Source organism: Arthrobacter sp. ov407 (genome assembly GCF_900102895.1).
Lineage (GTDB): Bacteria > Actinomycetota > Actinomycetes > Actinomycetales > Micrococcaceae > Arthrobacter.
This window is the reverse complement of sequence record NZ_FNGD01000008.1, coordinates 1-23868: the sequence shown is the minus strand read 5'-3', so window position 1 is coordinate 23868 and position 23868 is coordinate 1. Positions and strand designations below refer to the sequence as shown.

Below are 23868 nucleotides of genomic sequence, written 5' to 3'. Positions count from 1 at the left end.
ACTGAAACACAACACTCCGGCCGGGCAGTTCTGTTTAATGGACTGTTAGTGGTCAGCTTGATGGACAGCATTGAAGTGAAGAGGTAGTCGTGGAAGATCGGAAGCTGCGGATCGCAGCCGTTGGGGACGAGCTGTTGGCCGGGCTCGGTGATCCGCGTGCCTTGGGCTGGTTGGGGCGGGTCCTGGCCCGCACGCCGCAGGACAGCGTCGCACTGGAGTGCTACTCCCTGCCCTGCCCGGAAGAGGGCACGGAGGGAATTGCCGCGCGCTGGCTCGAGGAGGCCGGCCGCCGCTTCGGCAACCACCACGACAACCGCCTGGTGATCGGCCTGTCCGGACGTGACATTGAGTTCGGCCTGTCCACGGCCCGCAGCCGCCTGAACCTCGCCAACATCCTGGACTCCGCCTCGCAGAACAAGATCGAGGTCTTCGTCGTGGGCCCGCCGCCCACGCTTGACCCCGCCCAGAACCGCAGGCTCGGCGAACTCAACACCGCCTTCGCCGACGTAACGACGCGCCGGAAACACCTCTACGTCGACACTTTCTCGCCGCTGTTGAACCACGAGCAATGGCGCCAGGACCTCGCGGCCAACGGCGGCACGCCCGGCCAGGCCGGGTATGGCCTCATGGCGTGGCTCGTGCTGCACCGCGGCTGGTTCCAGTGGCTCGGCCTGGACGCGCCGGAATAGGCCGGCCACCCGGCAAACGGCCGTACCGGGCCACACCCTTCCCGGAGTTTCGCGATATATCTTGACCTGGAAGATAGCGCGATATATCGTGACTTCATAGTTGCGATATATCGTTAGTTGTCCGCCCCCTTTCGCTTTTCCGGAGGAACCATGTCAGAGAACACGTGGACCGTGACCGGCCCGCAGACCATCGACGTCGACGGCGTCCGCTCCCTCAAGCTCGGCATCGTCCGCGGCCGCTTCGATATCGTCACCCATGACGAGGACGTGGCCAGGGTCGAAGTCTCCGAAATCGTCGGCGATCCGCTGTCGGTGTCCGTCGTCAACGGCCGCCTGGAAGTCCGCCACCAGTTGCACGGGCCGCAGGGCTGGTTCAAGAACCTGATGAGCACCGTCAACAACGGCAGCAGCAACTCCGTGGTCATCAGCATCGCCCTGCCCGCCGGCGTCGAGGTCGAAGCCGGGACGGTGAGCGGCGACGGCATGGTCTCCGGGATCAGCGGCCACGCCCGGCTCAACACCGTCTCTGGCTCCGTGCTGGCCGACGGCACCTCCGGGGACCTGTCCGTCAATACGGTGAGCGGCGAGGTGATTGCCCGCAACCACCGCGGCGTCTTGACCGCCAAGAGCGTCTCCGGCGAAGTGACGGCCTCGGGGGAATTCAGCCACATCCGCGCGAACACTGTCAGCGGCGACCTGAACTTCGACCTGCACGGCTTTACTCAAGATTTCGGCGCCAACTCGGTCTCCGGCGACGTCACCATCCGGCTTCCGCACGACGTCGGCGTGGACATCGTCGCCAAATCCGCCAGCGGGGCGGTGGTCATCGATGAACTGAGGTACGCCCAGTCCAGCGGCACGGTGCAGACCATCGCGGGACCGGACGCCAAGCTGATGCTGGTCCGGACCAACTCGGTCTCGGGAAAAACGTCCATCTTCCACGGCCAGCCCACCGCGGACACCGAAACGGCCCTCTGATGCCTCCCGTTTTCGCCCACGGCGCGCTGCGGCTGTACCTGCTCGCCCTGCTCGAATCAGGCCCCAAGCACGGCTATGAACTCATCAAGGCGCTCAGCGAGCGTTTCGGCGGCACCTACTCCCCCAGTGCCGGAACCATCTACCCGCGCCTAGGCAAGCTCGAAGAAGAAGGGCTCGTGGCCACCCACACGGAGGGCCGCCGCACCAACTACAGCATCACCGAGGCAGGACTCACGGAGCTGAACGGCCGGCGGGACGAACTCGCCGGCGTCGAAAACGACATCTCTGCCTCGGTACGCCGGCTGGCGGACAACCTGCGCCAGGACATCCGCGTCAACATGCGCGGCCTCCGGGCCGATCTCGCGGCAACGGCGGAGGCTGCACGGAGCTCGGCCCGCGCCGCGGGCTCTGCCGGCGGCGCGGGCAGCCCGGGGTACTCCCCGGAGGGCGAACGGCGGCTGAAGGAGGCGGAAATGCTGGTGCAGGCCTTCCGCGACGACATGCGGGTGGAACTGCGGCGCCATGCCGGGAGCCATCCCGTCACCGCCATCACACTCGAAACAGTCAAGACCGTGCTGGACCAGGCCCGGATCTCGATCCGCAATTCGCTGGACGGCTGAGCCCCACGCGCGACTAGCCGCGCCCCGTAGCGGCGGGCCCCCGGTTCGCGGCGGGTGCCGCGATGTGGGAGACTTGAGGGCAGCTCTTTTGAGTACCAAGATTAAGGAGGCCAGCTATGAGCAAACGTGCACGTAAACGTCGTGACCGTAAGCGTGGCGGCGCGAACCACGGTAAGCGCCCCAACGCCTAAGCAAAGCTTGGAATGACAGCTTTAGACGAATGACCCCGGAGTCCTTACGGCTTCCGGGGTCATTCGTTTATTTAGGTATGGGGCCGGGCTTAAGCCTCCACAGTCCGGATCGAGTGGATCCGGTCCAGGATGGAATTCTTGAGATTTTCCGGAGCTGCTTCGGTGCACGAACGCTTAACCATCACGCGGATGACACATTCGAGGTCGTACTGCTCCAGGCACTCCGGGCAGCTGTCCAGGTGGTCCTTGATCTCTGCGATGTCCTCACGCGTGAGCGCACCATCCAGATATTCATAGATACGTTGCATCCGGGCGTCGTCGCAATCGCCCAGTCCCTGGCAGTCGCTCATTTCCTGTTCTCCTGTTTGTTGCTGTCGGCCGCGGCGCCTGACTCGGTTGCGGCCCTGAATCCTCGTTCGGCGGCATAGTCCGCAAGCATGTCCCGCAGCATCTTCCGGCCGCGGTGCAACCGGGACATGACGGTCCCGATGGGGGTGTTCATGATGTCTGAAATTTCCTTGTACGCGAAGCCCTCGACGTCGGCGAAGTACACGGCGAGCCTGAACTCCTCCGGAATCGATTGGAGTGCGCGCTTCACATCGGAATCGGGCAGGTGGTCGAGGGCCTCGGCCTCCGCCGAACGCAGTCCCGACGACGTATGCGACTCGGCGCGGGCGAGCTGCCAGTCCTCGATGGTGTCCGAATTCGACTGCAGCGGCTCGCGCTGGCGCTTCCGGTACAGGTTGATGTACGTGTTGGTGAGGATGCGGTACAGCCAGGCCTTCAGATTGGTTCCGGGCTTGTACTGGTGGAACGCGGAAAACGCCTTTGTGTACGCCTCCTGGACCAAGTCCTCGGCGTCGGAGGGGTTCCGGGCCATCCTCATGGCCGCCGAATACAACTGGTCAACGTACTGCATGGCGTCGCGTTCAAAGCGCACCCGGCGCTCTTCCGCTGACTCGGTGGAGACGTCCAGGGGCTTTCCGTCCACCTCGGTTTCCAAGGCGGCGGGACCATCAGCGGGCACCTGCATAGGCGAAATCTGCACAGCGGGCCGTTCTGGTGAGCCGGACGTGCCGGCATCAGGTGTCTTGGTGGGCGTGGCGTCGTTTCCGGCAACCTCGTGCATGGCCGCAACGGCCGGGTCCATGGTGCTCATTGCGTTCAAGTCTACTGTCACCTTCCGCCGGGCACCCGGAACTGCCGGAAGCGCGAGGGTCCACGTATGCCCGGAACTGGCTTCCGGTTCCGCCCTGTCTTTGACGAGAGTCAAATCTCTGCCTTTGTTAGCCTGCTGGGATCTGCTTTTCACAACCACGGCCTGCGGGCAAATATTCCGCAAAAGTGCAAGACTAGAACCGGTTCTCCCGCAGTGAAGCCGCGGTTCGTCCATCCAGGAGGAAATTCATGTCGTTTGTTCGCTTTCTCGCCCGGCCCATGCTCGCCTCCAGTTTCGTCCTCGCCGGCATGGACAAGCTCAAGAACGCGGATGACACCGCCGCACAGCTGTCCCCCCTGTTGCGCCGTACGGCCGACGCACTGCCATTCCAGCCCGACGAAAAAGTCCTGGCACGCGTGATCGGCGGCACCCAGATCGGTGCAGGTCTCTGCTTCGCCCTCGGCAAGTCCGCCCGGCTGGCAGCCTCCCTGCTCGCCGTCATTTCGGTCCTGAACAGCTACGTTGAATGGCGCAGCGCGGACATCTCCTCAAAGGAAGCCCGCGACGCCCGCCGCAAACAGCTCCTGAAAAACGTCACCCTTACCGGCGGCGTGCTCCTCGCCGCGGTCGATACCGCCGGCAAGCCCAGCCTGGCCTGGCGGGCCGGGCACCTGGCAGCGGATGCCCGGAAAACCACCAACAAGCAGCTGAAGAAGGCCGACAAAGTCGTCCGCAAGGCCGTAGAGCACTCGTCCGGAGCCTAAGACCTTAATGACTGGCACCACCCCCTCAGCAACTGCCCTTTCACACTCTGCCGGCTCCCATGCTGCCGACGTAGGTCCGCACTGGCCCGCGCCCTTCGCCGCGCGGCCGGTCGATGCCACCGTGACCGTTCCAGGGTCCAAGTCCCTGACCAACCGGTACCTCGTGCTCGCCGCCCTCGCGGACGGACCGTCCCGGCTGCGGGCCCCCCTGCACTCCCGGGATTCCGCACTGATGATTGAGGCCCTGCGGCAGTTGGGGGCCAACGTCACGGAGGTTCCCGGCGACGGCGCCTTCGGCCCGGACCTGGAAATCATCCCGATCAGCATGGACGCCGACGCGGCGGACACCGCGATCGACTGCGGCCTGGCCGGCACGGTCATGCGCTTTGTGCCTCCGGTGGCAGCACTGCGCCGCGGTGAGTCCCGCTTCGACGGCGACCCGCACGCCCGCAAACGCCCGATGGGCACCATCATCGAGGCCCTGGCCGGTTTGGGTGTGGCAGTGAACGCACCCGACGGCGGTCCGGCGTCGTCGCTGCCCTTCACCGTCCACGGCACGGGCGAAGTACCCGGCGGCCACCTCATCATCGACGCCAGCGCATCGTCCCAGTTCGTCTCCGCCCTGCTGCTGGCCGGGGCCCGCTTCACCGAGGGACTCCATCTCGAGCACGTCGGACAGCCCGTACCGAGCCTGGACCACATCAACATGACCGTGGCCGTGCTGCGCGGGGTGGGCGTGGTGGTCGATGACTCGGTGCCGAACCACTGGGTCGTCTCCCCCGGGCCCATCCGCGCCTTCGACCAGCGGATCGAGCAGGACCTCTCGAACGCCGGACCGTTCCTCGCGGCGGCCCTGGCCACCCGCGGCACCGTACGGATCCCGAACTGGCCCGCGGAGACCACCCAGGTCGGTGATCTCTGGCGTGGCATCCTGACCGCCATGGGCGCGACGGTGACAGTGGACGGCGGCACCTTGTCCGTCAGCGGCGGGACGGAGATCAAGGGTGGCGACTTCAACGAGACCAGCGAGCTCGCCCCCACCGTGGCAGCGCTTTGCGCCCTCGCCGCCGGGCCCTCACGGCTAAGCGGCATCGCCCACCTCCGGGGCCACGAAACGGACCGGCTCGCGGCCCTCGTCACCGAAATCAACCGCCTCGGCGGCGACGCCGAAGAGACCGCCGACGGTCTCATCATCCGCCCGGCCACGCTGCACGGCGGTGTGGTGCACAGCTACGCGGACCACCGCATGGCCACGGCAGGCGCCATCCTCGGCCTTGCCGTGCACGGCGTGGAGGTCGAGGACATCGCGACCACGGCCAAGACCATGCCCGATTTCCCGCAACTCTGGGAAGCCATGCTGGCACAGGGACCCGCCGCAGATGAGGACACCGCCAGTGGCACGCAGCACTGATTCCTGGGACGAATCCGACGTCCGGATCCGACCGAACAAGAAGGGCACCCGCCCCCGCACCAAGGACCGGCCCAGTTACGACGACGCCGTCACCGGACGCATCATCACCGTTGACCGCGGCCGCTACACCGCCGTCGTCGGCGAAGGGACCCCCGACGAACGCAAGATCATTGCGGCGCGGGCCCGGGAGCTGCGCCGCAATCCCGTAGTTGCCGGCGACTTCGTTTCCCTGGTCGGGGACGTCACCGGCGAGCCCGACACCCTCGCGCGGCTGGTCAAGATCCAGGACCGCAAGACGCTCCTGCGCCGCAGCGCCGATGACACGGACCCGATCGAACGCGCCGTCGTGGCCAACGCCGACCAGCTGGTTGTGGTGGTCGCCGCCGCCAATCCCGAGCCGCGGACCGGATTCATCGACCGTGCGCTGGTGGCCGCATACGACGCCGGCATTGAGCCGCTGCTGCTCGTCACCAAGGCTGACGTCAAGGATCCCGCCGAGCTGCTGTCCAATTACCAGCACCTCGACTTCCCCGTCATCATCTCCAAGACCGCGGACTCCGCCGCTTCCGGCATAGACGCCCGCTCCGACGACGGGCTCTCCGCCCGGCTCGACAAGGATGCGGTGTCCCAGCTGCGCGACTACCTCGACGGCAAGGTCACCGTGATGCTGGGCCATTCCGGCGTCGGCAAGTCCACCATGGTCAACGCCCTGACCGGGGCCGAACGGGCCACGGGAGGCGTCAACGCGGTAACCGGCCGCGGCCGCCACACGTCCTCCTCCGCGCTGGCGCTCAAAGTCAACGACGCCCCGGCAGGCAGCTGGATCATCGATACCCCCGGCATCCGGTCCTTCGGGCTGGCCCATGTGGACCCGGACCGGATCCTCCGTTCCTTCCCAGACCTGGAACCGGGCACCGACGACTGCGAACGCGGCTGCAAGCACGACGCCACCGCCGTCAACTGCGGCGTCGACAAGTGGGTTGCGGCCGGGCACGCGGGGCCCTCGGGACCCGCCAGGCTCGCGTCCCTGCGCCGGCTGCTGGGCACGGACCCGCGGCTGGAGGCGCAGGAAACCAAGGAACTGGGCACCGTCTCCTAAGCCGCCCGGCTGCTGGCCTGCGGCGCCGTGCCGCGGCCTCCCGCCCGGCAGCCCGGTTTGACGGTAGTTTGGAACCATGAGCCAACCCGCTTCAAGCTACAACGATGACCTGCGCCTTGCCCATGTACTGGCAGATTCGGTCGATTCCCAGACGATGAGCCGCTTCAAGGCGCTCGACCTTCGGATCGAGACGAAGCCGGACCTCACGCCCGTCACCGATGCCGACAAGTCCGCCGAAGAAGCCATCCGCGGCCAGCTCTCCCGGTCCCGTCCCCGCGACGCGGTCCTGGGCGAAGAATTCGGCAGCTCAGGTCACGGTTCCCGCCGCTGGATCATTGACCCGATCGACGGCACCAAGAACTTTGTCCGCGGCGTCCCCGTCTGGGCCACCCTGATCGCCCTCGTCGACGAGGGCGAGCCGGTGGTCGGCGTCGTCAGCGCACCGGCACTGGGCAAGCGCTGGTGGGCGGCCAAGGGGGCGGGCGCCTATATGGGCCGCTCGCTGGCCGCCGCCACACGTCTGAAGGTATCCAACGTCTCCAAGCTTGAGGACGCCTCGCTGTCCTACTCCAGCCTTGGCGGCTGGAAGCAACGCGGGAACCTGGACGAGTTCCTGGGCCTCACCGAGGAAGTGTGGCGTACCCGCGCCTACGGTGACTTCTGGTCCTACTGCCTCGTGGCCGAGGGAGCAGTGGACATCGCCTGCGAACCCGAGCTGAACCTCTACGACATGGCCGCCCTGGTGCCGATCGTGACCGAGGCTGGCGGCCGCTTCACCTCGCTCGAGGGCGAGGACGGCCCGTTCGGTGGCAACGCCCTCGCCACAAATTCGATCCTCCACTCGGAAGTCCTCAAGCGGCTCAACCCCGGTCTCGACGACCTTCTCTAGGCTCAATCCCGACAAACGCTGAATCAAACAAACTGCGGCGGCGGCCCCAACCCGGGGGTCGCCGCCGCTTTTTATTCGACGAACGCGCGTTCTGCGCACGTAACAATCCGCTTCACAATCCGTGGCCGCCTTTCCGCGGCCGCGGGGATGTCCTACGCTCGATGCAGGTCACGAGTGCCAGCGCTAAACCCCGGTTTGCTGGCCGGCAACCCTCCATTCGCGGTGGGGTGCCCCGGGTGACGACCTGGCCGGTCCGGAATGGACCCGGCAAGCGCGGATTCCCACGAAGTGGGGTCCTATTCGAGTGAGGTCCCATGACAACTGCCATTTTTCCCGCTGCCCCCGAATTCCACGCCCTCGCGGGCCGCCCGCTGGCCGCCGTCACCGGGGCCGAAATCCTGGCCCCGCTGATCACCGGCGGCCACGCCCGCTACGCCAACCTCGATTACGGTGCCTCCGCCCCGGCCCTGTCCGTGGTCTCGGCCTACTTGAACGAAATCCTGCCGTACTACGCGAGCGTGCACCGCGGCGCCGGCTACGCATCGCAGATCAGCACGTCCGTCTACGAGAACGCCAGGGATATCGTGCGGGACTTCGTGGGCGGCCGGCCGGACGATTCCGTGATCTTCACCCGCAACACCACAGATTCCCTGAACCTGCTGGCCGGCTGCCTGCCACTCCGTGACGGCCGGCCCGCGGGCGAGGTCCTCTACCTCGACATCGAGCACCACGCCAACCTCCTGCCCTGGCAGAATGTCCCGCACCGCAGCGTCGTGGCCGCCCCCACCCTCGCGGCCACCGTGGACCGGCTGCGGGACGAGCTCGCGCGCGGCGGCGTGAGCCTGCTGGCCGTCACCGGCGCTTCCAACGTCACCGGAGAGATCCTGCCGATCCGGACCCTGGCCGCACTGGCGCACGAGTATGGCGCCAGGATTGTTGTCGACGCCGCGCAGCTGGCCCCGCACCGGCGGATCGACATCGCCGCGGACGACGTCGACTACCTCGCCTTCTCGGGGCACAAGCTTTACGCCCCGTTCGGCGCCGGTGTGCTGGTGGGCCGGACCGACTGGCTCGACGCCGGCACGCCGCACCTGGCCGGCGGCGGCGCCGTCCGGGACGCCCGGCTCGACTCCGTCAGCTGGACCACCGGCCCCGCGCGGCACGAGGGCGGCTCCCCGAACGTCCTCGGTGCGGCCGCCCTGGCCCGCGCCACGCAGGTCATCGCAGCCCTGGACCCGGAACAGTGGCAGGGCCACGAGGACGCCATCCGGTCCTTCCTCGTCGAAGGTCTCCAGGACATCGACGGCGTGAGCGTGCACCGGATCTTCGCCGATTCGCCTCCCGCTTCTTCCTCCGGTGGCGATCTGCCGGGCACCGGCACCATCGGCGTCGTGAACTTTTCCGTGGAAGGCTACGACGCCGGGCTGGTGGCCGCCTACCTGTCGGCCGAACACGGCATTGGCCTGCGCGACGGCCGCTTCTGCGCCCACCCGCTGCTCAAGCGGCTCGGCCTGCCCGCCGGCTCCCTGCGCGCCAGCTTCGGTCTCGGCTCACGGCTGGAGGATGCCGAGCGCCTACTGGCTGGCCTGCACCAGCTTCGGCAAACGGGACTCGGCTGGGACTACGTGGTAGACGCCGGCCGCTGGGTGCCGGCCAACGACACCCGCAGCTACCCCCACTGGGCGCCGAACACCCCGGGCACCGCTGGTGCCGCGCCCTGCACAGTGGACTAAGTCGGCGGACTAGCACAGTGGACTAACATGCGGCGGGAGCCGGACCCAGCGCGGGTGCGGTAAATTCGAAAGGTATCTGAAACCGGCAGAACCTTCCTGAAGGAGATCGCACGTGGCAAGCGGCGGACCCCAACTGCACAGTGAGCCTAGACTGCACAGTGGTCCTAAGCTGCACAGTGAGCGGCGCCGGGAACTCGGGCAAAGCTTCCAGGACGGCGGAGAGCACTACGAGCGCGTCCGCCCTGGCTATCCACAGGAGTCGGCCGGCTGGCTGATTCCGGCTGGGGCCGAGGACGCCGCGGACATCGGCGCCGGCACCGGAAAGTTCACTGCGCTTCTGGCAGCACGTGGACTGCATACGGTGGCTGTTGACCCCTCTGCCGACATGCTCGAGCAGTTGCGCCGGACCCTGCCGGAGGTCACCGCCGTCGAGGGCAGTGCCGAGGACACGGGCCTCGAGCCGGAGTCCTTCGATCTCGTCACGGTCGCCCAGGCCTGGCACTGGTGCGACCCCCGCCTGGCCAGCACCGAGATTGCCCGGATCCTGCGGCCGCACGGCGTGCTGGGCCTGATTTGGAACCAGCTGGACACCGCCGTGCCCTGGGTGCACCGACTCTCCCGCATCATGCACGCCGGGGACGTCCACAAGCCACACTTCCGCCCGCCCCTGGGCACCGAGTTCACCGGGTTGGAGAGCCACCTGACCCGGTGGGAGGATTCCGTCACCACGGAGGACATCCAGGAGCTGACCAAGTCCCGCAGCTACTACCTCGCGGCATCCGACTCCACCCGGACCAAAGTCTCGGCGAACCTCGACTGGTACCTGCACGAGCACCTGGGCCACGCCCCGGGCGACGTGCTCCGGTTGCCCTACCTGACCCAGACGTGGCGGGCCTTCCGGACCTGACGCCGGGACGGAGCAGGGCCCCGGCCGGGCCCGGTCTTGTTACAGCGAGACTCCTCCCGGATTGCACGCAGGGCCCGTCCGGCTTATTGTTTCGGTATGCCTAATAATTACTTGTAGGCATACGAAACTTTGACACCGGCAGCTTTCCGGCCGGTGCCGATCATCGCGTCAACGCGGACGCGCCAATCACAGGAGCTGGCAGTGCTGGATGTAACGGGACACGGGCAACCGCCGCAGGACACACGGACCTACAAACATCCGGGCGCCCGCAGCGCGCTGATCGGCCTGTTGGGGCCGGCGTTCGTGGCGTCGATCGCCTACGTGGACCCCGGAAACGTGGCCGCCAACCTGACCGCCGGCGCGCAGTACGGCTACCTGCTGGTGTGGGTCCTCGTGGCCGCCAACATCATGGCAGTCCTCGTCCAGTACCAGTCTGCCAAGCTCGGGATCGTCACGGGCAAGAGCCTGCCGGAGATCCTCGGCGAGCGGCTCAAGCCACTCTGGCGCCGCGCCTTCTGGCTGCAGGCCGAAGTCGTGGCCGCCGCCACCGACCTCGCTGAGGTGGTGGGCGGGGCAATCGCCCTGTACTTGCTGTTCGGACTTCCCCTCCCCCTTGGGGCCGTGATTGTCGGCGCGGTGTCGATGCTCCTGCTCGCGGTGCAGGCCCGGCAGAAACAGCGGCCGTTCGAATTCATCATCATGTTCCTGCTCGGCATCATAAGCATCGGATTCCTGGCCGGGCTGTTCATCAGCCCGCCAGATACGGGGGCCGCCCTGGCCGGGCTCGTGCCCGGCTTCCAGGGCCCGGACACGGTGCTGCTGGCCGCCAGCATGCTCGGCGCCACCGTCATGCCACACGCCATCTACGTCCACTCGGCCCTGTCCCGGGACCGGCACCGGCCAGACGAACACCTGCACGTTCCGCCGTCGGCCATCGCGCGCCTGGTCCGGGCCACCCGGTTCGACGTCGTGGCCGCGCTGGCCATCGCCGGACTGGTCAACATCGGCATGCTGCTCCTTGCCGCCTCCACACTCGGCGGCGAAGCGGGAACGAACACGATCGAGGGCGCGCACGCCGCCATCACCGCCAACCTCGGACCCATCGTCGGCGTGATCTTCGCGGTCGGGCTGCTCGCGTCCGGCCTGGCATCGACCTCGGTGGGCTGCTACGCAGGCGGAACCATCATGCAGGGTCTGCTCAAGATCAGGATTCCTGTCATGGCCCGCCGCGTGGTGACCCTGATTCCGGCCGTTGTGCTGCTGGCGGTGGGTTTCGACCCCACCTGGGCACTCGTCTTGAGCCAAGTGGTCCTCAGCTTCGGAATTCCCTTTGTCCTCGTCCCGCTGGTGGTGCTGACGAGCAACAAGGCCCTGATGGGCCGGTTTGCCGACGGCATGGCCCTGCGAATCGCAGCCATCATCAGCGTGGTGCTCGTCGTGGCACTTAACCTGGTCCTGCTGTGGCTCACTTTCTCCGGGAGCAGCTGACGGTAGGCTTAGCTCTGTGAAGACCAGTACGCCCTCCTCCTCGATCGAGGACTACGTCAAGGTCATCTATTCCTTCACCGAGTGGCAGCGGAAGCCCATCACCTCCACGCAGCTGGCGCAGCGCCTCGGCGTCGCCAACTCCTCGGTTTCGGAAATGGTCCGCAAGCTCAAGGACCAAGGCCTCGTAGACCACAAACCGTATAGCGCCGTCACGCTCACCAGCGACGGCGTCCGGCTCGCCCTGTCCATGGTCCGGCGGCACCGGCTGATCGAGACTTTCCTCGTCCGCGAGCTCGGGTACCGGTGGGACGAGGTCCACGACGAAGCCGAACTCCTTGAACACGCCGTCTCCGACACTTTCATTGAACGGATGGCGGCCAAGCTGGGAAACCCTTCACGGGACCCTCACGGCGATCCCATCCCGGCCGCGGACGGCTCGGTGCTGGTGCCCGCCGCCCACCGCCTGAGCGAACTCGACGACGGACATACCGGCCGAATCACGCGGATCAGCGACGAGAACCCGGAGCTGCTGCGCTACCTCGCCGCCGAGGACATCGACCTCGACGCCGAAGTGGAGGTGGTGGGTCGGCGGCCGTTCGGCGGCCCGATCGTGGTGCGGATTGGGTCCGCCGCGGCACCGCGGGAATTCGATTTTGCCGAGGAAGTCGCCTCAGCTCTCTGGGTCCACAGCGATGCCGCGCACGCGGGCTGCAGCGTTTCGGAGACCTGAGTGAAGAGTGCGCTGGACGAGCGCCGGGCCGCGCCTCGCCCCGGCGTGCCGGGCTGGAAGGCCTGGTCCGCCGTCGCCGTCGGCGGGCTGATCGGAACTGAGCTGCGGTTCGGAGCCGGCCTGATTTTTCCCGAAAGCGCCGGTGCGGTGCCGTGGACCACCTTGGCGATCAACGTGGCCGGGAGTTTCGTCCTGGCCACCCTGACCACCATCTGGATCGCGCGGCCACAGACGGCCTTCTGGCTGCGGGCAGGTATCGGCCCTGGCCTCCTGGGGTCCTTCACCACCTTTTCGGCGCTCGTGATTGCCATTGACCAGCAGATCCGCGGCGGCTTCCACGCCACGTGGCTGGCCTACCTCGGACTCTCGCTCGTCCTGGGCCTCGGGGCCGCCGCCGCCGGCTGGAAAGCCGGCAAGGCGATTGCCGACCTCGGCCGAGGTGCCCAATGATGACCGCGCTCGTGGTCGGAGTATGCGGGGTGGCGGGAGCACTGCTGCGATTCGCCGTCGACTCCTGGTTTGCGCACCACCAAGGTTCCCGTCCGCATTGGCCGTGGGCGACGTTTGCGGTCAACGTCGCCGGATCGTTCATCATCGGTTTGTCTGTGGGCCTAACCGGCCACCTGGAGTTGGGAGCCGACTGGCACGCCGCCATCGCCACCGGGCTGGCCGGCGGCCTGACAACCTTCAGCTCTTGGACCACAGCAACGGTCCGTCTGGTCAGCGAAACGCGTTACCGGGCGGCTGCGCTCAACATAGGCTCGAATCTCCTCGCGGGTCTCGCTGCCGCGGCCCTCGGACTCTTCCTCGCCGGCTGAAACTCCCCCAGCCTGCCGCCGGCTCACCACCGGGCCAGGACTGGGCCCGGCGGTGGTGTGTCGAGCCTAACACCGGGCGGCTTCGGTGGCTGCGGGCCGCCCTCATTCCCGTATCGTTGAAGGATGGTTACCCGACGTGAAGCAGCCCAGACCCTCGACATTCCACTGGAAATGGCGCACCGTCACGGCATCCCCTCACGGCTGTCCGAGGCCGAGCTCGGCGAGCTGCTGGACAACCCCCCGGCGTGGCTGGTCCAGTCCAGGGCAAATCGGACAGGCAAGCGGCCCGTCTGGGTCCAACTCACCTGCGCCGTCTGTGGATTTTCCGAAGCTGCACGGCCCAAGAAATGGTGGCCGGACTTCACCTATGTCTGCTGCGCCCACCACGAGGCCCGCGACATCCCCGTCCTCGGCCCCGGGCTCGTACGCAGTGTGTATGACGGCGTCGGCAGCCGCTTCGCAGGGATCGTGGACGCCGCGGTTCCCGAGGCGTAGCTTAAAAGACGGGGCTACTCCGGGCCCCTGCCGTGAGGGAGAGCACCATGCCTGACAAGACGCCGCACCAGAGCGTGTCGAAGAAGTCGGTTAAAACGATCAAGGAAAAACGGGCCGAGAAAAAGGCGAAGCACGTCGTTGATGCCCACACCGATCCAGTGGCACACATCAAGAAGCGCTGAACACTCAAGTTGAACACTCAAAGGGCCGGAAGCCGTTGCTTCCGGCCCTTTGACGTTTCACGTCTTGGGCTCACCCGTAACGGATGATGCGGCGGGACTCCCGTTGGCGCTTTAGTGGTCTTGGGATCCCGGCCCGGTCGGCATCATTCGACTCGGGTGGTGACGCGCCGGGAGAGGACGTCCAGACTAAGACCAGTGCGCCAGACAGCGCTCTCGAAACAGACCGGAGGAATACCAGTGACAATCACACCGGAGACCGAGGCCCACGGGCCGGTCGACTTCGTACTCCTCGAGTTCCCCGTGGAGGGACTGACGGGACGGGCCAGTGAAGAACTCGTCAAACTCGTCGAGCAGGGCGTGATCCGCCTCTTCGATCTCCTCGTCGTCATGAAGAATGACGACGGCACGGTCGAGGTTCTCGAACTCACCGACCCAGGCGGTCCCGCCGCGGCATTCTCCTACTTCGACGGAGCGCAGACCGGGCTTTTGGGCGATGATGACATCGCCGAGGCATCGGCCGCGCTTCTCCCCGGGACAGTCGCCGCGCTGATTGTCTACGAGAACACCTGGGCTGCACCCTTCGTGGCGGCTGTCCGCGACAGCGGGGGCGAGCTCATCGCGAGCACGCGTATCCCTGCGCCCGACGTGATGGAAGCGCTCGAGGCTCTCGAGGCCGAGTCGCCGGCAACCGACGCATAAGACCTGACGCAGAAGAAGAAGAGTGAGAGGAGAAGGATTATGGGACTTCTTAGGGGTGTGGCGCGGACGGCGGTGGTTGCCGGGACGGCCAGTGCAGTCAGCGGCCGAGTCCAGCGACGGCAGGCGAACAAGTTTGCCGAAAAGGACGCCGCGACGGCGGCCAAGCAGCAGGACGCATACGATGCGCAGATGGCGCAGCAGCAACCGCCACCACCACCCCAGCAACCTGTCTACCAGCAGCCGCCGCCTCCCCCGGCCGCCGGCGGCATCTCAAACGAAGCCCTCGAACAGCTCAAGCAGCTCGGGGCGCTGAAGGATCAAGGGATTCTCACGGAACAAGAGTTTGGCGTCCAGAAGGCGAAGATCCTCGGCATGTAGCGCCGCCCAGCAGGAAGGGCAGGGAAGTGTCAGAAGACGCTTCCCTGCCCTTTGTCATGCGCGCCATCAGGTGGGGCGGCCGGCTGCCGGGGTTCCTCCGACAGTTCGCACCCGGTTAACGCTGCCCGTGAAAAAGTTCCCGGGACCTCACCATTGCTTCCTGGCATGCACGGACGAGGTGCTCGCGTTGGCCGGTGCTGCGGTAGAGATCGCGGGCCCATTCGAATTCCGCGGCTGCTTCGCGGTAGCGGGCCTCGTTGAAGAGTCGATGGCCGATTTGGCGGCGGACCAATGCCTCGCGGGCCCGCGTACCGGACAGACGTAAGGCTTCCTCATGCAGCCGGGCGGCTTGGTGCCAGTTGTATTCGCGCTGGTAGGCCTGGGCGAGCGCTAGGAGGGGCCGCAGTCGGTCCCGGGAGCAGGCGAGGAGCTCGAGTCCTTCTGTGATCGCTTCCCGAGTTCGGTCGAGCAAACACAGAATCCATACCCGCTCCAATTCGGGGCACTGCGTCAGGCGTGCCTCCATCGCCGGTGCGTCCAGTACGACATCCCGCAGCGTCGCAGGGTCCGTCCGCCAGGCGTCCACGAGACCGGGCATCACAGTGTCACCCCGTCCCTGGGGGATCGTGTCCCTGGCCGGGTCGAACGCCACCCGCTGTCGTCGTCGACGGAGGTGTCACCCGGAACTCCGGCCGGGAACGCCGGGAAGGAGCACGCCAAATCCTCGACGCGCAGTCTGAACCCAGCGGCGATAGCATGACCTTCGCCGTGCCCCAGATGGGAGACAAAGGAGGCGCCGGGAGGGGCGCCAATGCGGAGAGTCTCCCCACTACGTTTCTTGCCCAGTTTCACTGCCTTGATGGTTTCCAAGCGGGCGTCCAGATATGGCGGCGCCTCTAGGCAACCTCGCAAGACCAGCAGGCGCCGATCCGTCAGCACAACGATGCAGGTTTCTCTTTCCACCTGTCCCTGGCCGACGGCGAGCACGCGTTCGTCGGGCTGGAGACCGGCCGCCACGGCCCGGAAAGCCCGTATCCCATCGAAAACTACTCCCGCAGCGGCCGATGCCTCAACCATGCCGTGATAACGAATTTTCCCGGCAGGGAACGCCGCTTCGAGCTCCAGCAGGTGCTCATAGGAGCGGTTCGTGTCGGTGCCGCAGTCCCAGAGAATCTCAGTACCCCACTCCGAGGTTCCGACGATTCCCGTGAGCCAGGCTTCGGGCCTGCGCTTCCGCAGGGACCGGGGTATCTCTACAAGAAAACCGGATGCACTTGACCTCGATCTGAAACCGTTATCACGGGCAGCCGTATCCACCAGGGCAGCCGCCTCCGTTTCGTCGCCGAGAACTATCCAGCGCATCTTGGCGGGAACTACAAAAGTCATCGAATCCCGGTTCTTCCTCTCCGTCAGCAGTCAGCGGGGGCGTCGTGCCCACTGGTGCTGCCGACATCGTCCGCCGTCAGCCCAAACTCACTTTCTACACACGCCGACGACGCATCGAAAATTGCGGTAAAACTGCGGAACGGGGCGAACTCAACTGGTCGCCCTCGTCGTCAGCGCAATCCATCTGGGGCGATCGGCTCCCGGGATTCCTTCCATGGCAACAAATCGGGGCTTCATGGCAACAGCCAAAAAGAAAAGCCCTAGATCACTGGGATCTAGGGCCTATCTTGTGTGGAGATGGGGGGAATTGAACCCCCGTCCGATGTCGTGTTGTCAGGGCTTCTCCGGGCGCAGTTTGCGTTGGATTTTCTCGGCCCCAGCCATGCTACAAACAGCTGGCTGATCCGGGCCCAGTCATCTAAGAGTCCCGTTTACCCCGATGACGGAGGTAAACAGCAGTGGCTATCTAAATGACGCCAGGATCCGGGGCAATAGCAACCTCGGGCTGACGGACTGTCTTACTGCTTAGGCAGCGAGAGCGAAGTCAGTGCGTTTTGATTCGGCACTTATTGGTTTGCAGACAGCGTTTACGAGATAATTCTGCATCCTCGGCCCGCTTCACCTGTCGCGACTAACATCGTCGAAACCGATCATCCCCGTATTTTTTTATCAAACCCGGACCGGACACTTTCGCATCCTTCCCGGACTACCCACTATAACGCACGGCCTCCAGGAAACATTCCCGGGGCCCGCTGCGGCTAGCGGCGGTTGCGTTCGCGCATGACCCGCTGCGCCTCGCGCTTGTCCTGCTGCTCGCGCAGCGTCTGGCGCTTGTCGTATTCCTTCTTACCGCGGGCGACGCCGATTTCGACTTTCGCGCGTCCGTCCACGAAGTACAGCTGCAGTGGCACGATCGTGAACCCTGATTCACGGATCTTGTGCGAGATCTTCGTGAGCTCCTCGCGGTGCAACAGCAGCTTGCGGCGGCGGCGCGCGGCGTGGTTGGTCCAGCTCCCCTGGTGGTACTCGGGGATGTGGATGCCCTCCATCCACAGCTCGTCGTTGTAGAACGTGCAGAAGCCGTCCACCATCGAGGCATGGCCCTCGCGCAGGGACTTAACTTCCGTGCCCATCAGCGCGATGCCGGCCTCATAAGTGTCAAGGATGAGGTAGTCATGCCGGGCCTTGCGGTTGGTGGCCACTACCTTACGGCCACTTTCTTTGGGCACGGTAGGACTCCTAGGTTTTGTGGGTGGTTCACTCCGGCCAGGTGGTGCGGAGCCTTTCCAGTTTACGGTAGGGCAGCCGCCGCGGCGGCTGGCCTTTGCCGGGCCGGGCTACAGCAGGTTCATCGGGTCCACGGCCCGGCCGTTGAGCCAGGTCTCGAAGTGCGAGTGGCAGCCGGTGGAGTTGCCGGTGGTGCCCGAATAGGCGATCAGCTGCCCCTGGTTGACGTGCTGGCCGACCGAGACCGCCACGGAAGTGTTGTGGTAATAGATCGTGGTCAGCGAGTTGCCCTGAATGACGCCGTGGGAGATCTTCACGTTGTTGCCTCCCCCGTCGTTGGCCCAGCCGGCCGAGAAGACGGTACCGGCAGCCGCGGCGTAGACGGGCGTGCCGCAGGCGGCACCGAAGTCGATGCCGGTGTGCATGTAGCCGCCCTGGCCGTAGAAGTCGATGGTGCCCGGCGGCGTTGGACGCCAGCCAAATCCGGAGGTGATCGGGACGCCGTTGAAGGGGTGCCGCAGTCCGAAGGCCGACGGGGGCCCTGGCGGGGCAGGGACATACGGTGGCTTGGCCTGTCCCCGCGCCCGGGCGGCGGCGGCCGCGGCCGCGGCGATGCGCCGCTGCTCGGCCTCCCAGGCCTCGCGCAGCTTCCGGTCGCGTTCGACGATTTCGGCGGCGACGGCGTCCTGCTGCGCCTTGACCTTAGCCAGCTGTTTCTGGATCCCTGGCTTGGCGGCCTGGAGCTGGGCGTCGAGCCGGGTTGTGTCGGCGATGAGCTTGTCCACCTTGGCCTTCTTGGCTTCTGCCTCGTCCCGGGCTGCCTTTTCCCGGGCCAGCGCGGCGTCGGCCTTGGCCTTGAGATCCGTGATTTCAGCCTCGACGGCCGCCAGCCGGGCCTGCGCGTTGACGTTCGTGGCGCTCTGTTGGGTGAGCTTGTCCATCGCGGAGTTCTGGCTGCGCAGGGCCTGGTCAGCGAGGTCGATGGTGTCCGTCAGGCTGCTGCCCTGGTTCGAGCCGAAGAACAGCGACAAGTTGGACGGGACGCCGCCGGACATGTACGCCTGTGTGGCGATCTGCCCGATCAGCTTCCGGGTGCCCGCAATCTTCTGCTTGTCCGCATCGATCTGCTGGGTGATTTTTGCCTTGTTCTGCTGCGCCAGGTCCACGCGGGCCGCGAGGGCCTGGACTTCCTGGACCGCGCCGGCCACCCTGCCCTGGGCGTCCAGGAGAGCTTGCTGGGCGCCTGGGAGCTGGCCCTGGTACAGCACCAGGTCCGCCGCGGCCTGGGAGATCTTGGCGTCCACGAACTCAAGGGAGTCCTGGACCCGTGCCGCCTGATCCTTCAATGCGGCTTGCTGGTCCTCAAGGTCGTCGGCGAATGCCATCGGACTCGAGGCTCCCATGCTCCCGGCCAGGACCAGCGCCAGGGTGGCGCTGATCATCCGGCTGCGGCGTCCCACCAGACGAAGCCGGAGCGATTGCCGGAGGGTGCGGGGGGCCATCGGTGTCATAAGCATTCCCTTTTCGTTGCGCAAAGCTAGACCCGCAAGTACCGGCGGAGGGTCAGCAGGGAGGAAATTCCGGCCAGGACGACGCCCAGGCCAATTAGGGCAGGAGCCAGGATCAGGGTCTGCCCGGGCGAGATGAACGCGGTGTCCGGATACTGCTTGGACATGACCTCGCCGAGGAAGAAGTGGGCCACGGCCCACAGTGTGCCGGAGGCCAGGGCCGCGCCGATCACCGCGGCGATGACACCTTCGAGGATGAACGGCAGTTGGATGACCATCTTGGACGCGCCCACCAGACGCATGATCCCTGTTTCCCGGCGGCGGCTGAACGCGGACAGCCGGATGGTGGTCGCAATCAGCAGAATTGCGCAAATGATCATGACGCCGGCGATGCTCACGGCCACCAGGGACGCCGCGTTCATGGCCGAGAACAGCCGCTCCAGCAGCTGCCGCTGGTCGATCACGGTCTCCACGCCGGCCTGGGAGGAGAAGGTCTCGCTGATGATCTCGTACTTCTCCGGGTCCTTCATATTGATCCGGAAGGAGGCCGGAAGCTGGTCCGGGGTCACCGAATCAACGATCGGGGAATTCGAGAACTGTTCCTTGAAGTGCTTGTAGGCGTCGTCTTTGGACTCGTACTCGAAGTCGTTGACGTACTGGGCCACCGCGGGTGACTGCAGCAGCTTGCGCAGGCTGTCCTCCTGCTCCGGCGTCGCCGGGCCGGTGGCGCAGCCGGGCGCCGTCGAACCGTCACTGCAGAGGAAGATCGCCACCTGGACTTTGTCGTACCAGTAGCCCTTCATCTGGTTGATCTGCAGCTGCAGCATGCCTGCGGCACCGACGAAGGTCAGCGACACGAAGGTCACCAGGATTACGGAGATCACCATGGCCAGGTTGCGGCGCAGGCCGCTGCCGATCTCGCTCAGGACGAATGCAAGCCTCACGCCTGTCCCTCCCCTGCGAGGCGGATCTCGGCGCGGGCTTCGGCGCGTGTCCCAGCCCGGGGCGGGACAACCGGCGGCTCGTCCCGGCCGCTGGCGTCGCGCAGGCGGCGCGACTGGCCCACCACGGGAATCATGGAGGTGTAGAGGGCCTTGGCTTCGTCGCGGATCACGACGCCGTTCTTGAGTTCCACCACCCGTTTGCGCATCTCGTTGACGATGTCGTCGTCGTGCGTGGCCATCACCACGGTGGTGCCGTTCTGGTTGATCTTGTCCAGCACGCCCATGATGCCCATGGAGGTGGTGGGGTCCAGGTTTCCGGTGGGCTCGTCGGCCAGCAGGATGCCGGGACGGTTCACGACGGCGCGGGCGATCGCCACGCGCTGCTGCTCGCCGCCGGAGAGTTCGTGCGGGAGGCGGTTTTCCTTGCCTTCAAGGCCCACGGTCTTCAGGACCTCGGGGACGGTGTCGCGGATGACGCTGCGGCTCTTGCCGATGACCTGCATGGCGAAGGCGACGTTGGCGAAGACGGTCTTCTGCGGCAGCAGGCGGAAATCCTGGAAGACGACGCCGATTCCGCGGCGCAGCCGCGGCACGCGCCAGCTGGAGATGTTAGCGACGTTCTGGCCGGCAACATAGACGGCGCCGGAAGAGGCGCGGTCCTCCTTGAGGACCAGGCGCAGGAACGTGGATTTGCCGGAGCCGGAGGCACCGACGAGGAAGGCGAATTCGCCACGGTCGATCTCAAGACTGATCGAATCCAGCGCCGGCCGCGCCTTCTGGTCATAGACCTTGGTGACATTTTCGAAACGAATCATGGCCCTAAGTACCCTGCAGGACGGGGCCGCGGGGGCCTGGTTCTGCCGCCGGGGCAAGGGCTTTCGTTTGGGGGAAGTAGAGCTCCGGCCCCTCGACTATACGCACGGGTAACGGCGGAACCGCCGGAACTGAGGGGCGTGTCGCACGATTGCCAGGGACCTCCCGGCAGGGGCGCAAGTCGAAGCGCGGCGCCTACTTCTCGGCGTTGCGGTTGTCCGTCCGCCAACGGATGCCGGCGTCGATGAAATCGTCGATTTCGCCGTCGAACACGGCCGAGGTGTTGCCGACCTCGTGCTCGGTGCGGAGGTCCTTGACCATCTGGTACGGGTTCAGGACGTAGGAGCGCATCTGGTCGCCCCACGAGGCCTTGACGTCGCCGGCGAACGCCTTCTTCTCGGCGTCCTCCTGTTCTTTCTTCAGCAGCAGGAGCCGGGACTGCAGCACGCGCAGGGCGGCGGCACGGTTCTGCAGCTGCGATTTCTCGTTCTGCATGGACACCACGGTCCCGGTGGGGATGTGGGTCAGGCGCACCGCAGAGTCCGTGGTGTTGACGGACTGGCCGCCGGGGCCGGAGGACCGGAAGACGTCCACGCGGATCTCGTTGTCCGGGATGTCGATGGAGTCCGTCTGCTCGATCAGCGGGATCACTTCCACGGCGGCAAAGGAGGTCTGGCGGCGTCCCTGGTTGTCGAACGGGCTGATCCGGACCAGGCGGTGAGTGCCGGCCTCGACGCTGAGCGTGCCGAAGGCGTAAGGCGCCTTGACCTCGAAGGTGGCGGATTTCAGCCCGGCTTCTTCGGCGTAGGAGGTATCCATGATGGTGGTCGGGTAGCCGTGGCGTTCGGCCCAGCGCAGGTACATCCGCAGCAGCATCTCGGCGAAGTCCGCAGCGTCCACGCCGCCCGCGCCGGCGCGGATGGTCACCACGGCTTCGCGCTCGTCGAACTCGCCGGAGAGCAGCGTGACAACCTCTAGGTCGGCCAGCGCCTTGCGGACCGATTCGAGTTCCGCGGCGGCGTCGGCCATGGAGTCGGCGTCGTCCTCGTCCTGGCCGAGCTCCACGAGGACCTCTAGGTCGTCGATCCGGGCCACGAGCTTGTTGAGCCGCTCGAGCTCGGTCTGCTTGTGCGAGAGCTTCGAGGTGATGACCTGTGCCGCGGCGGGGTCGTCCCAGAGATTGGGTTCACCGGCCCGCTCGCTGAGCTCGGCGATGTCTTCCTTGAGCGCCTCGACGTTCGAGACGTTCTCGATGGACACGTAGGTGGCCCGCAGCGCGCGGATTTCAGCGGGAAAATCAATGTTTGCCATGGTTTTTTAAGCCTACGCTATGTGTCCTAGCCCCCTGACCCGCCCGGTTGCCCTATCATTTTGGGTTGTCTGGAGGCCGTGTGATGTCTCACCTCATCGTTGACACTTCATGTCTCAACTGATCGTGGACAGTTCATGTCTCAGGACTTCGTGGACGGCTGCTTGGTGGGGCCGTTGCGGCTGATGTAGACGGTTCCCTTGGGCGGGCGCGGGTGTTGGATGATTTCCGTTCCGCGGGCGTCGAAGAACATGATGGTTTCGTCGTCGTAGAGGATGTGGATCTGTTCTCCTGCGTGGTTCGTTCCGATGTAGAAGTGCATTCCGATGACGGTGACTTCGCCCTGACGCCCCACCTTCCGTTGCACGCTCTGGCGGGGTGCGGGTTTGCGGGTTTCGGGGGTCGGGGGCTCTGGCGGCAGGGCTGTCGCGGTGGCGTTCCAGGCCTCGGCCGGGGTCGTGCCGGGCGGCAGCGCCTGGTGTTCACGCTCGGTGTTGTAGTACGTGTCGAAGACATCGACACGGGCCTGTAGCTCGGCGATGGTCCCGGCCCGGGGATGGCGGTTCAGGTAGGTGTGCAGGGTCCGGTGGAAGCGTTCGTTCTTGCCCTGGGTGGTGGGTTTGTAGGGTTTGCCGGTGATCGGCACGACGCCGAGGGTTTTGAGGTATTCCACCAGGGCCCCGGTGCGGCCCCTCCGCGTGGGATTGAACGCTGCCCCGTTGTCCGACAGGAACTTTTGGGGCACTCCGTGGCGATCGATAGCTATTCGCACCACCCGGAGGGCCGCCTCGGATGTCTCTGCGTCTGCGACCAGAGATGCCAGTGCCAGGCGGGAATGATCATCGATGAGCTGGAAAATGGCCACCGTGGCTCCGCCGGCCAGCAGCCACTGCGTGGAGTCGATCTGCCAGCACCCGTTGGGTTCCGGATAGACGAATCTTTGGTAGGCGCTGCGGGGTTTCTTCCCCGGTTCCGGGACCACGACTCCCGCCCGGGTAAAGATCCGGGCCAAGGTGGCACGTGATGGCGGACGGACCCCCTGGCGTCGCAGTTTTGCGGCGACGCTCAGCGGTCCGTGGTCATAGCCGAGGCTCTTCAGGGACTCCCGGGTCGCGAGAGCCAGTTCCGCCATCGAGGCATCGACCTTAGCCGGGCTGGCCGCCGGCCTGGTCGAGGCCGTTCCCATGGCTCTGATCGGCCCCACGGCGGCAGCCGCGGCCCGGACCTTGTAAAACCAGGCCCGGGACACCTTATGACGCCGGCAGAACCGTGAAACCGCACCCCTCTCGGCGTCGTCAGGCCATGTCGCCACCAAATGCCGGATCTTGATATCGGGGTGCATTTTGCTCATGACCCGAGCAAAACCGGTCCGAGTGTCCACGATGTCCTGAGACACACTGTCCACGATGTCTTGAGACAGAAATGTCCATTAAGTCATGAGACTCAATAGT

The 23868-nt window shown here is 65.9% G+C and carries 28 protein-coding genes, 1 other RNA gene and 1 riboswitch; of the genes, 18 read left to right on the top strand and 11 right to left on the bottom strand.

The genetic code is table 11. The annotated features are described in order from the left end of the window. The first annotated feature begins 89 nt into the window (after positions 1 to 89). The 4 genes from BLS42_RS11685 to BLS42_RS20825 all read left to right on the top strand — a co-directional run bounded on the left by BLS42_RS11685 (position 90) and on the right by BLS42_RS20825 (position 2478). Positions 90 to 689: a GDSL-type esterase/lipase family protein gene (locus BLS42_RS11685; RefSeq protein ID WP_090581290.1), complete on the top strand. Its 600-nt coding sequence runs from the start codon at positions 90 to 92 to the stop codon at positions 687 to 689. 150 nt (positions 690 to 839) lie between these two features. Then, positions 840 to 1667: a DUF4097 family beta strand repeat-containing protein gene (locus BLS42_RS11680; RefSeq protein WP_090581287.1), complete on the top strand. Its 828-nt coding sequence runs from the start codon at positions 840 to 842 to the stop codon at positions 1665 to 1667. Further along, positions 1667 to 2287, top strand: a complete 621-nt coding sequence (locus BLS42_RS11675) for a PadR family transcriptional regulator (protein ID WP_090581284.1) — start codon at positions 1667 to 1669, stop codon at positions 2285 to 2287. Before BLS42_RS11680 ends, BLS42_RS11675 begins: the two co-directional genes overlap by 1 nt. Before the next feature lie 116 nt (positions 2288 to 2403). Continuing rightward, positions 2404 to 2478, top strand: coding sequence for a 50S ribosomal protein bL37 (locus tag BLS42_RS20825; RefSeq protein ID WP_104061284.1), 75 nt, complete (start codon positions 2404 to 2406; stop codon positions 2476 to 2478). An 89-nt stretch (positions 2479 to 2567) separates the two neighbouring features. Here the strand turns inward: BLS42_RS20825 and rsrA are convergent, their stop codons facing one another. Together rsrA and BLS42_RS11665 are read right to left on the bottom strand one after the other, a co-directional pair. Beyond that, positions 2568 to 2828, bottom strand: a complete 261-nt coding sequence (gene rsrA / locus BLS42_RS11670; RefSeq protein ID WP_090581281.1) for a mycothiol system anti-sigma-R factor — start codon at positions 2826 to 2828, stop codon at positions 2568 to 2570. After that, a complete protein-coding gene (locus tag BLS42_RS11665) occupies positions 2825 to 3637 on the bottom strand; it encodes a sigma-70 family RNA polymerase sigma factor (protein WP_090581278.1) in 813 nt (270 codons plus the stop codon). The genes rsrA and BLS42_RS11665 overlap by 4 nt, the downstream gene beginning before the upstream one ends. A 248-nt stretch (positions 3638 to 3885) precedes the next feature. On the opposite strand from BLS42_RS11665, the gene BLS42_RS11660 reads away from it, so the two are divergent. From BLS42_RS11660 to BLS42_RS11600, 14 genes are all read left to right on the top strand, one after another. Then, entirely contained in the window at positions 3886 to 4401 is a 516-nt protein-coding gene (locus tag BLS42_RS11660; protein WP_090581274.1) for a DoxX family protein, read from the top strand. A 7-nt stretch (positions 4402 to 4408) separates the two neighbouring features. Beyond that, entirely contained in the window at positions 4409 to 5812 is a 1404-nt protein-coding gene (gene aroA, locus BLS42_RS11655; RefSeq protein WP_090581272.1) for a 3-phosphoshikimate 1-carboxyvinyltransferase, read from the top strand. Beyond that, a complete protein-coding gene (locus BLS42_RS11650) occupies positions 5796 to 6911 on the top strand; it encodes a ribosome small subunit-dependent GTPase A (RefSeq protein ID WP_090581269.1) in 1116 nt (371 codons plus the stop codon). The genes aroA and BLS42_RS11650 overlap by 17 nt, the downstream gene beginning before the upstream one ends. Before the next feature lie 76 nt (positions 6912 to 6987). Then, complete coding sequence (hisN, locus tag BLS42_RS11645) at positions 6988 to 7800, top strand: histidinol-phosphatase (RefSeq protein ID WP_090581266.1); 813 nt, start codon at positions 6988 to 6990, stop codon at positions 7798 to 7800. 166 nt (positions 7801 to 7966) lie between these two features. Beyond that, positions 7967 to 8080: riboswitch (SAM riboswitch) on the top strand. A gap of 34 nt (positions 8081 to 8114) precedes the next feature. Further along, positions 8115 to 9533, top strand: a complete 1419-nt coding sequence (locus tag BLS42_RS11640) for an aminotransferase class V-fold PLP-dependent enzyme (RefSeq protein ID WP_090581262.1) — start codon at positions 8115 to 8117, stop codon at positions 9531 to 9533. A 112-nt stretch (positions 9534 to 9645) separates the two neighbouring features. Further along, entirely contained in the window at positions 9646 to 10440 is a 795-nt protein-coding gene (locus BLS42_RS11635) for a class I SAM-dependent methyltransferase (protein WP_176803367.1), read from the top strand. Positions 10441 to 10641: 201 nt separating this feature from the next. Further along, positions 10642 to 11928 (top strand): Nramp family divalent metal transporter, encoded by a 1287-nt coding sequence (locus BLS42_RS11630; protein WP_090581259.1) that lies wholly within the window; start codon positions 10642 to 10644, stop codon positions 11926 to 11928. A gap of 16 nt (positions 11929 to 11944) precedes the next feature. Further along, a complete protein-coding gene (locus tag BLS42_RS11625) occupies positions 11945 to 12658 on the top strand; it encodes a metal-dependent transcriptional regulator (RefSeq protein ID WP_090581256.1) in 714 nt (237 codons plus the stop codon). Beyond that, positions 12659 to 13108, top strand: a complete 450-nt coding sequence (locus BLS42_RS11620; RefSeq protein ID WP_090581253.1) for a fluoride efflux transporter FluC — start codon at positions 12659 to 12661, stop codon at positions 13106 to 13108. It begins immediately after the preceding gene. Further along, positions 13108 to 13476, top strand: coding sequence for a fluoride efflux transporter CrcB (gene crcB, locus BLS42_RS11615; RefSeq protein WP_090581250.1), 369 nt, complete (start codon positions 13108 to 13110; stop codon positions 13474 to 13476). The genes BLS42_RS11620 and crcB overlap by 1 nt, the downstream gene beginning before the upstream one ends. Before the next feature lie 123 nt (positions 13477 to 13599). Then, positions 13600 to 13971, top strand: a complete 372-nt coding sequence (locus BLS42_RS11610) for a hypothetical protein (protein WP_090581248.1) — start codon at positions 13600 to 13602, stop codon at positions 13969 to 13971. Between the two features lie 47 nt (positions 13972 to 14018). Continuing rightward, positions 14019 to 14153, top strand: a complete 135-nt coding sequence (locus BLS42_RS20600; protein WP_256336428.1) for a hypothetical protein — start codon at positions 14019 to 14021, stop codon at positions 14151 to 14153. Positions 14154 to 14390: 237 nt separating this feature from the next. Beyond that, the gene (locus tag BLS42_RS11605) at positions 14391 to 14852 is read left to right on the top strand and encodes a DUF6325 family protein (RefSeq protein ID WP_090581245.1); all 462 of its coding nucleotides are present in this window, start codon (positions 14391 to 14393) and stop codon (positions 14850 to 14852) included. A 39-nt stretch (positions 14853 to 14891) separates the two neighbouring features. Further along, positions 14892 to 15230 carry an SHOCT domain-containing protein gene (locus tag BLS42_RS11600; RefSeq protein WP_256336427.1) on the top strand — a complete coding sequence of 113 codons (339 nt, stop codon included), beginning with the start codon at positions 14892 to 14894 and terminating at the stop codon, positions 15228 to 15230. Between the two features lie 115 nt (positions 15231 to 15345). On the opposite strand, the gene BLS42_RS11595 is transcribed toward BLS42_RS11600, so the two are convergent. From BLS42_RS11595 to BLS42_RS11555, 9 genes are all read right to left on the bottom strand, one after another. Beyond that, positions 15346 to 15702, bottom strand: a complete 357-nt coding sequence (locus BLS42_RS11595) for a hypothetical protein (protein ID WP_256336426.1) — start codon at positions 15700 to 15702, stop codon at positions 15346 to 15348. Positions 15703 to 15827: 125 nt separating this feature from the next. After that, positions 15828 to 16616 (bottom strand): hypothetical protein, encoded by a 789-nt coding sequence (locus BLS42_RS11590; protein WP_090581237.1) that lies wholly within the window; start codon positions 16614 to 16616, stop codon positions 15828 to 15830. A 289-nt stretch (positions 16617 to 16905) separates the two neighbouring features. Next, positions 16906 to 17274: a transfer-messenger RNA gene (ssrA, locus tag BLS42_RS11585) on the bottom strand. A gap of 100 nt (positions 17275 to 17374) precedes the next feature. After that, entirely contained in the window at positions 17375 to 17845 is a 471-nt protein-coding gene (gene smpB / locus BLS42_RS11580; RefSeq protein ID WP_090581234.1) for an SsrA-binding protein SmpB, read from the bottom strand. A 108-nt stretch (positions 17846 to 17953) separates the two neighbouring features. Further along, positions 17954 to 19354, bottom strand: coding sequence for a M23 family metallopeptidase (locus BLS42_RS11575; RefSeq protein ID WP_090581230.1), 1401 nt, complete (start codon positions 19352 to 19354; stop codon positions 17954 to 17956). 26 nt (positions 19355 to 19380) lie between these two features. Beyond that, positions 19381 to 20295 carry a permease-like cell division protein FtsX gene (gene ftsX / locus BLS42_RS11570; RefSeq protein WP_090581227.1) on the bottom strand — a complete coding sequence of 305 codons (915 nt, stop codon included), beginning with the start codon at positions 20293 to 20295 and terminating at the stop codon, positions 19381 to 19383. Continuing rightward, the gene (gene ftsE / locus BLS42_RS11565) at positions 20292 to 21110 is read right to left on the bottom strand and encodes a cell division ATP-binding protein FtsE (protein ID WP_090581224.1); all 819 of its coding nucleotides are present in this window, start codon (positions 21108 to 21110) and stop codon (positions 20292 to 20294) included. The genes ftsX and ftsE overlap by 4 nt, the downstream gene beginning before the upstream one ends. A gap of 193 nt (positions 21111 to 21303) precedes the next feature. Next, the gene (prfB, locus tag BLS42_RS11560; protein ID WP_090581221.1) at positions 21304 to 22419 is read right to left on the bottom strand and encodes a peptide chain release factor 2; all 1116 of its coding nucleotides are present in this window, start codon (positions 22417 to 22419) and stop codon (positions 21304 to 21306) included. A 140-nt stretch (positions 22420 to 22559) separates the two neighbouring features. Further along, a complete protein-coding gene (locus BLS42_RS11555; RefSeq protein WP_090581216.1) occupies positions 22560 to 23768 on the bottom strand; it encodes a DDE-type integrase/transposase/recombinase in 1209 nt (402 codons plus the stop codon). Positions 23769 to 23868: the final 100 nt, after the last annotated feature.

Bases quoted from the DNA above. Each gene is read 5' to 3' on its own strand.
- BLS42_RS11680 (WP_090581287.1), top strand. From the start codon at position 840: ATGTCAGAGAACACGTGGACCGTGACCGGCCCGCAGACCATCGACGTC.
- BLS42_RS11675 (WP_090581284.1), top strand. From the start codon at position 1,667: ATGCCTCCCGTTTTCGCCCACGGCGCGCTGCGGCTGTACCTGCTCGCC.
- rsrA (WP_090581281.1), bottom strand. From the start codon at position 2,828: ATGAGCGACTGCCAGGGACTGGGCGATTGCGACGACGCCCGGATGCAA.
- BLS42_RS11665 (WP_090581278.1), bottom strand. From the start codon at position 3,637: ATGAGCACCATGGACCCGGCCGTTGCGGCCATGCACGAGGTTGCCGGA.
- BLS42_RS11660 (WP_090581274.1), top strand. From the start codon at position 3,886: ATGTCGTTTGTTCGCTTTCTCGCCCGGCCCATGCTCGCCTCCAGTTTC.
- aroA (WP_090581272.1), top strand. From the start codon at position 4,409: ATGACTGGCACCACCCCCTCAGCAACTGCCCTTTCACACTCTGCCGGC.
- hisN (WP_090581266.1), top strand. From the start codon at position 6,988: ATGAGCCAACCCGCTTCAAGCTACAACGATGACCTGCGCCTTGCCCAT.
- BLS42_RS11640 (WP_090581262.1), top strand. From the start codon at position 8,115: ATGACAACTGCCATTTTTCCCGCTGCCCCCGAATTCCACGCCCTCGCG.
- crcB (WP_090581250.1), top strand. From the start codon at position 13,108: ATGACCGCGCTCGTGGTCGGAGTATGCGGGGTGGCGGGAGCACTGCTG.
- BLS42_RS11610 (WP_090581248.1), top strand. From the start codon at position 13,600: ATGGTTACCCGACGTGAAGCAGCCCAGACCCTCGACATTCCACTGGAA.
- BLS42_RS20600 (WP_256336428.1), top strand. From the start codon at position 14,019: ATGCCTGACAAGACGCCGCACCAGAGCGTGTCGAAGAAGTCGGTTAAA.
- BLS42_RS11600 (WP_256336427.1), top strand. From the start codon at position 14,892: ATGGGACTTCTTAGGGGTGTGGCGCGGACGGCGGTGGTTGCCGGGACG.
- BLS42_RS11590 (WP_090581237.1), bottom strand. From the start codon at position 16,616: ATGACTTTTGTAGTTCCCGCCAAGATGCGCTGGATAGTTCTCGGCGAC.
- BLS42_RS11575 (WP_090581230.1), bottom strand. From the start codon at position 19,354: ATGACACCGATGGCCCCCCGCACCCTCCGGCAATCGCTCCGGCTTCGT.
- ftsE (WP_090581224.1), bottom strand. From the start codon at position 21,110: ATGATTCGTTTCGAAAATGTCACCAAGGTCTATGACCAGAAGGCGCGG.
- prfB (WP_090581221.1), bottom strand. From the start codon at position 22,419: ATGGCAAACATTGATTTTCCCGCTGAAATCCGCGCGCTGCGGGCCACC.
- BLS42_RS11555 (WP_090581216.1), bottom strand. From the start codon at position 23,768: ATGAGCAAAATGCACCCCGATATCAAGATCCGGCATTTGGTGGCGACA.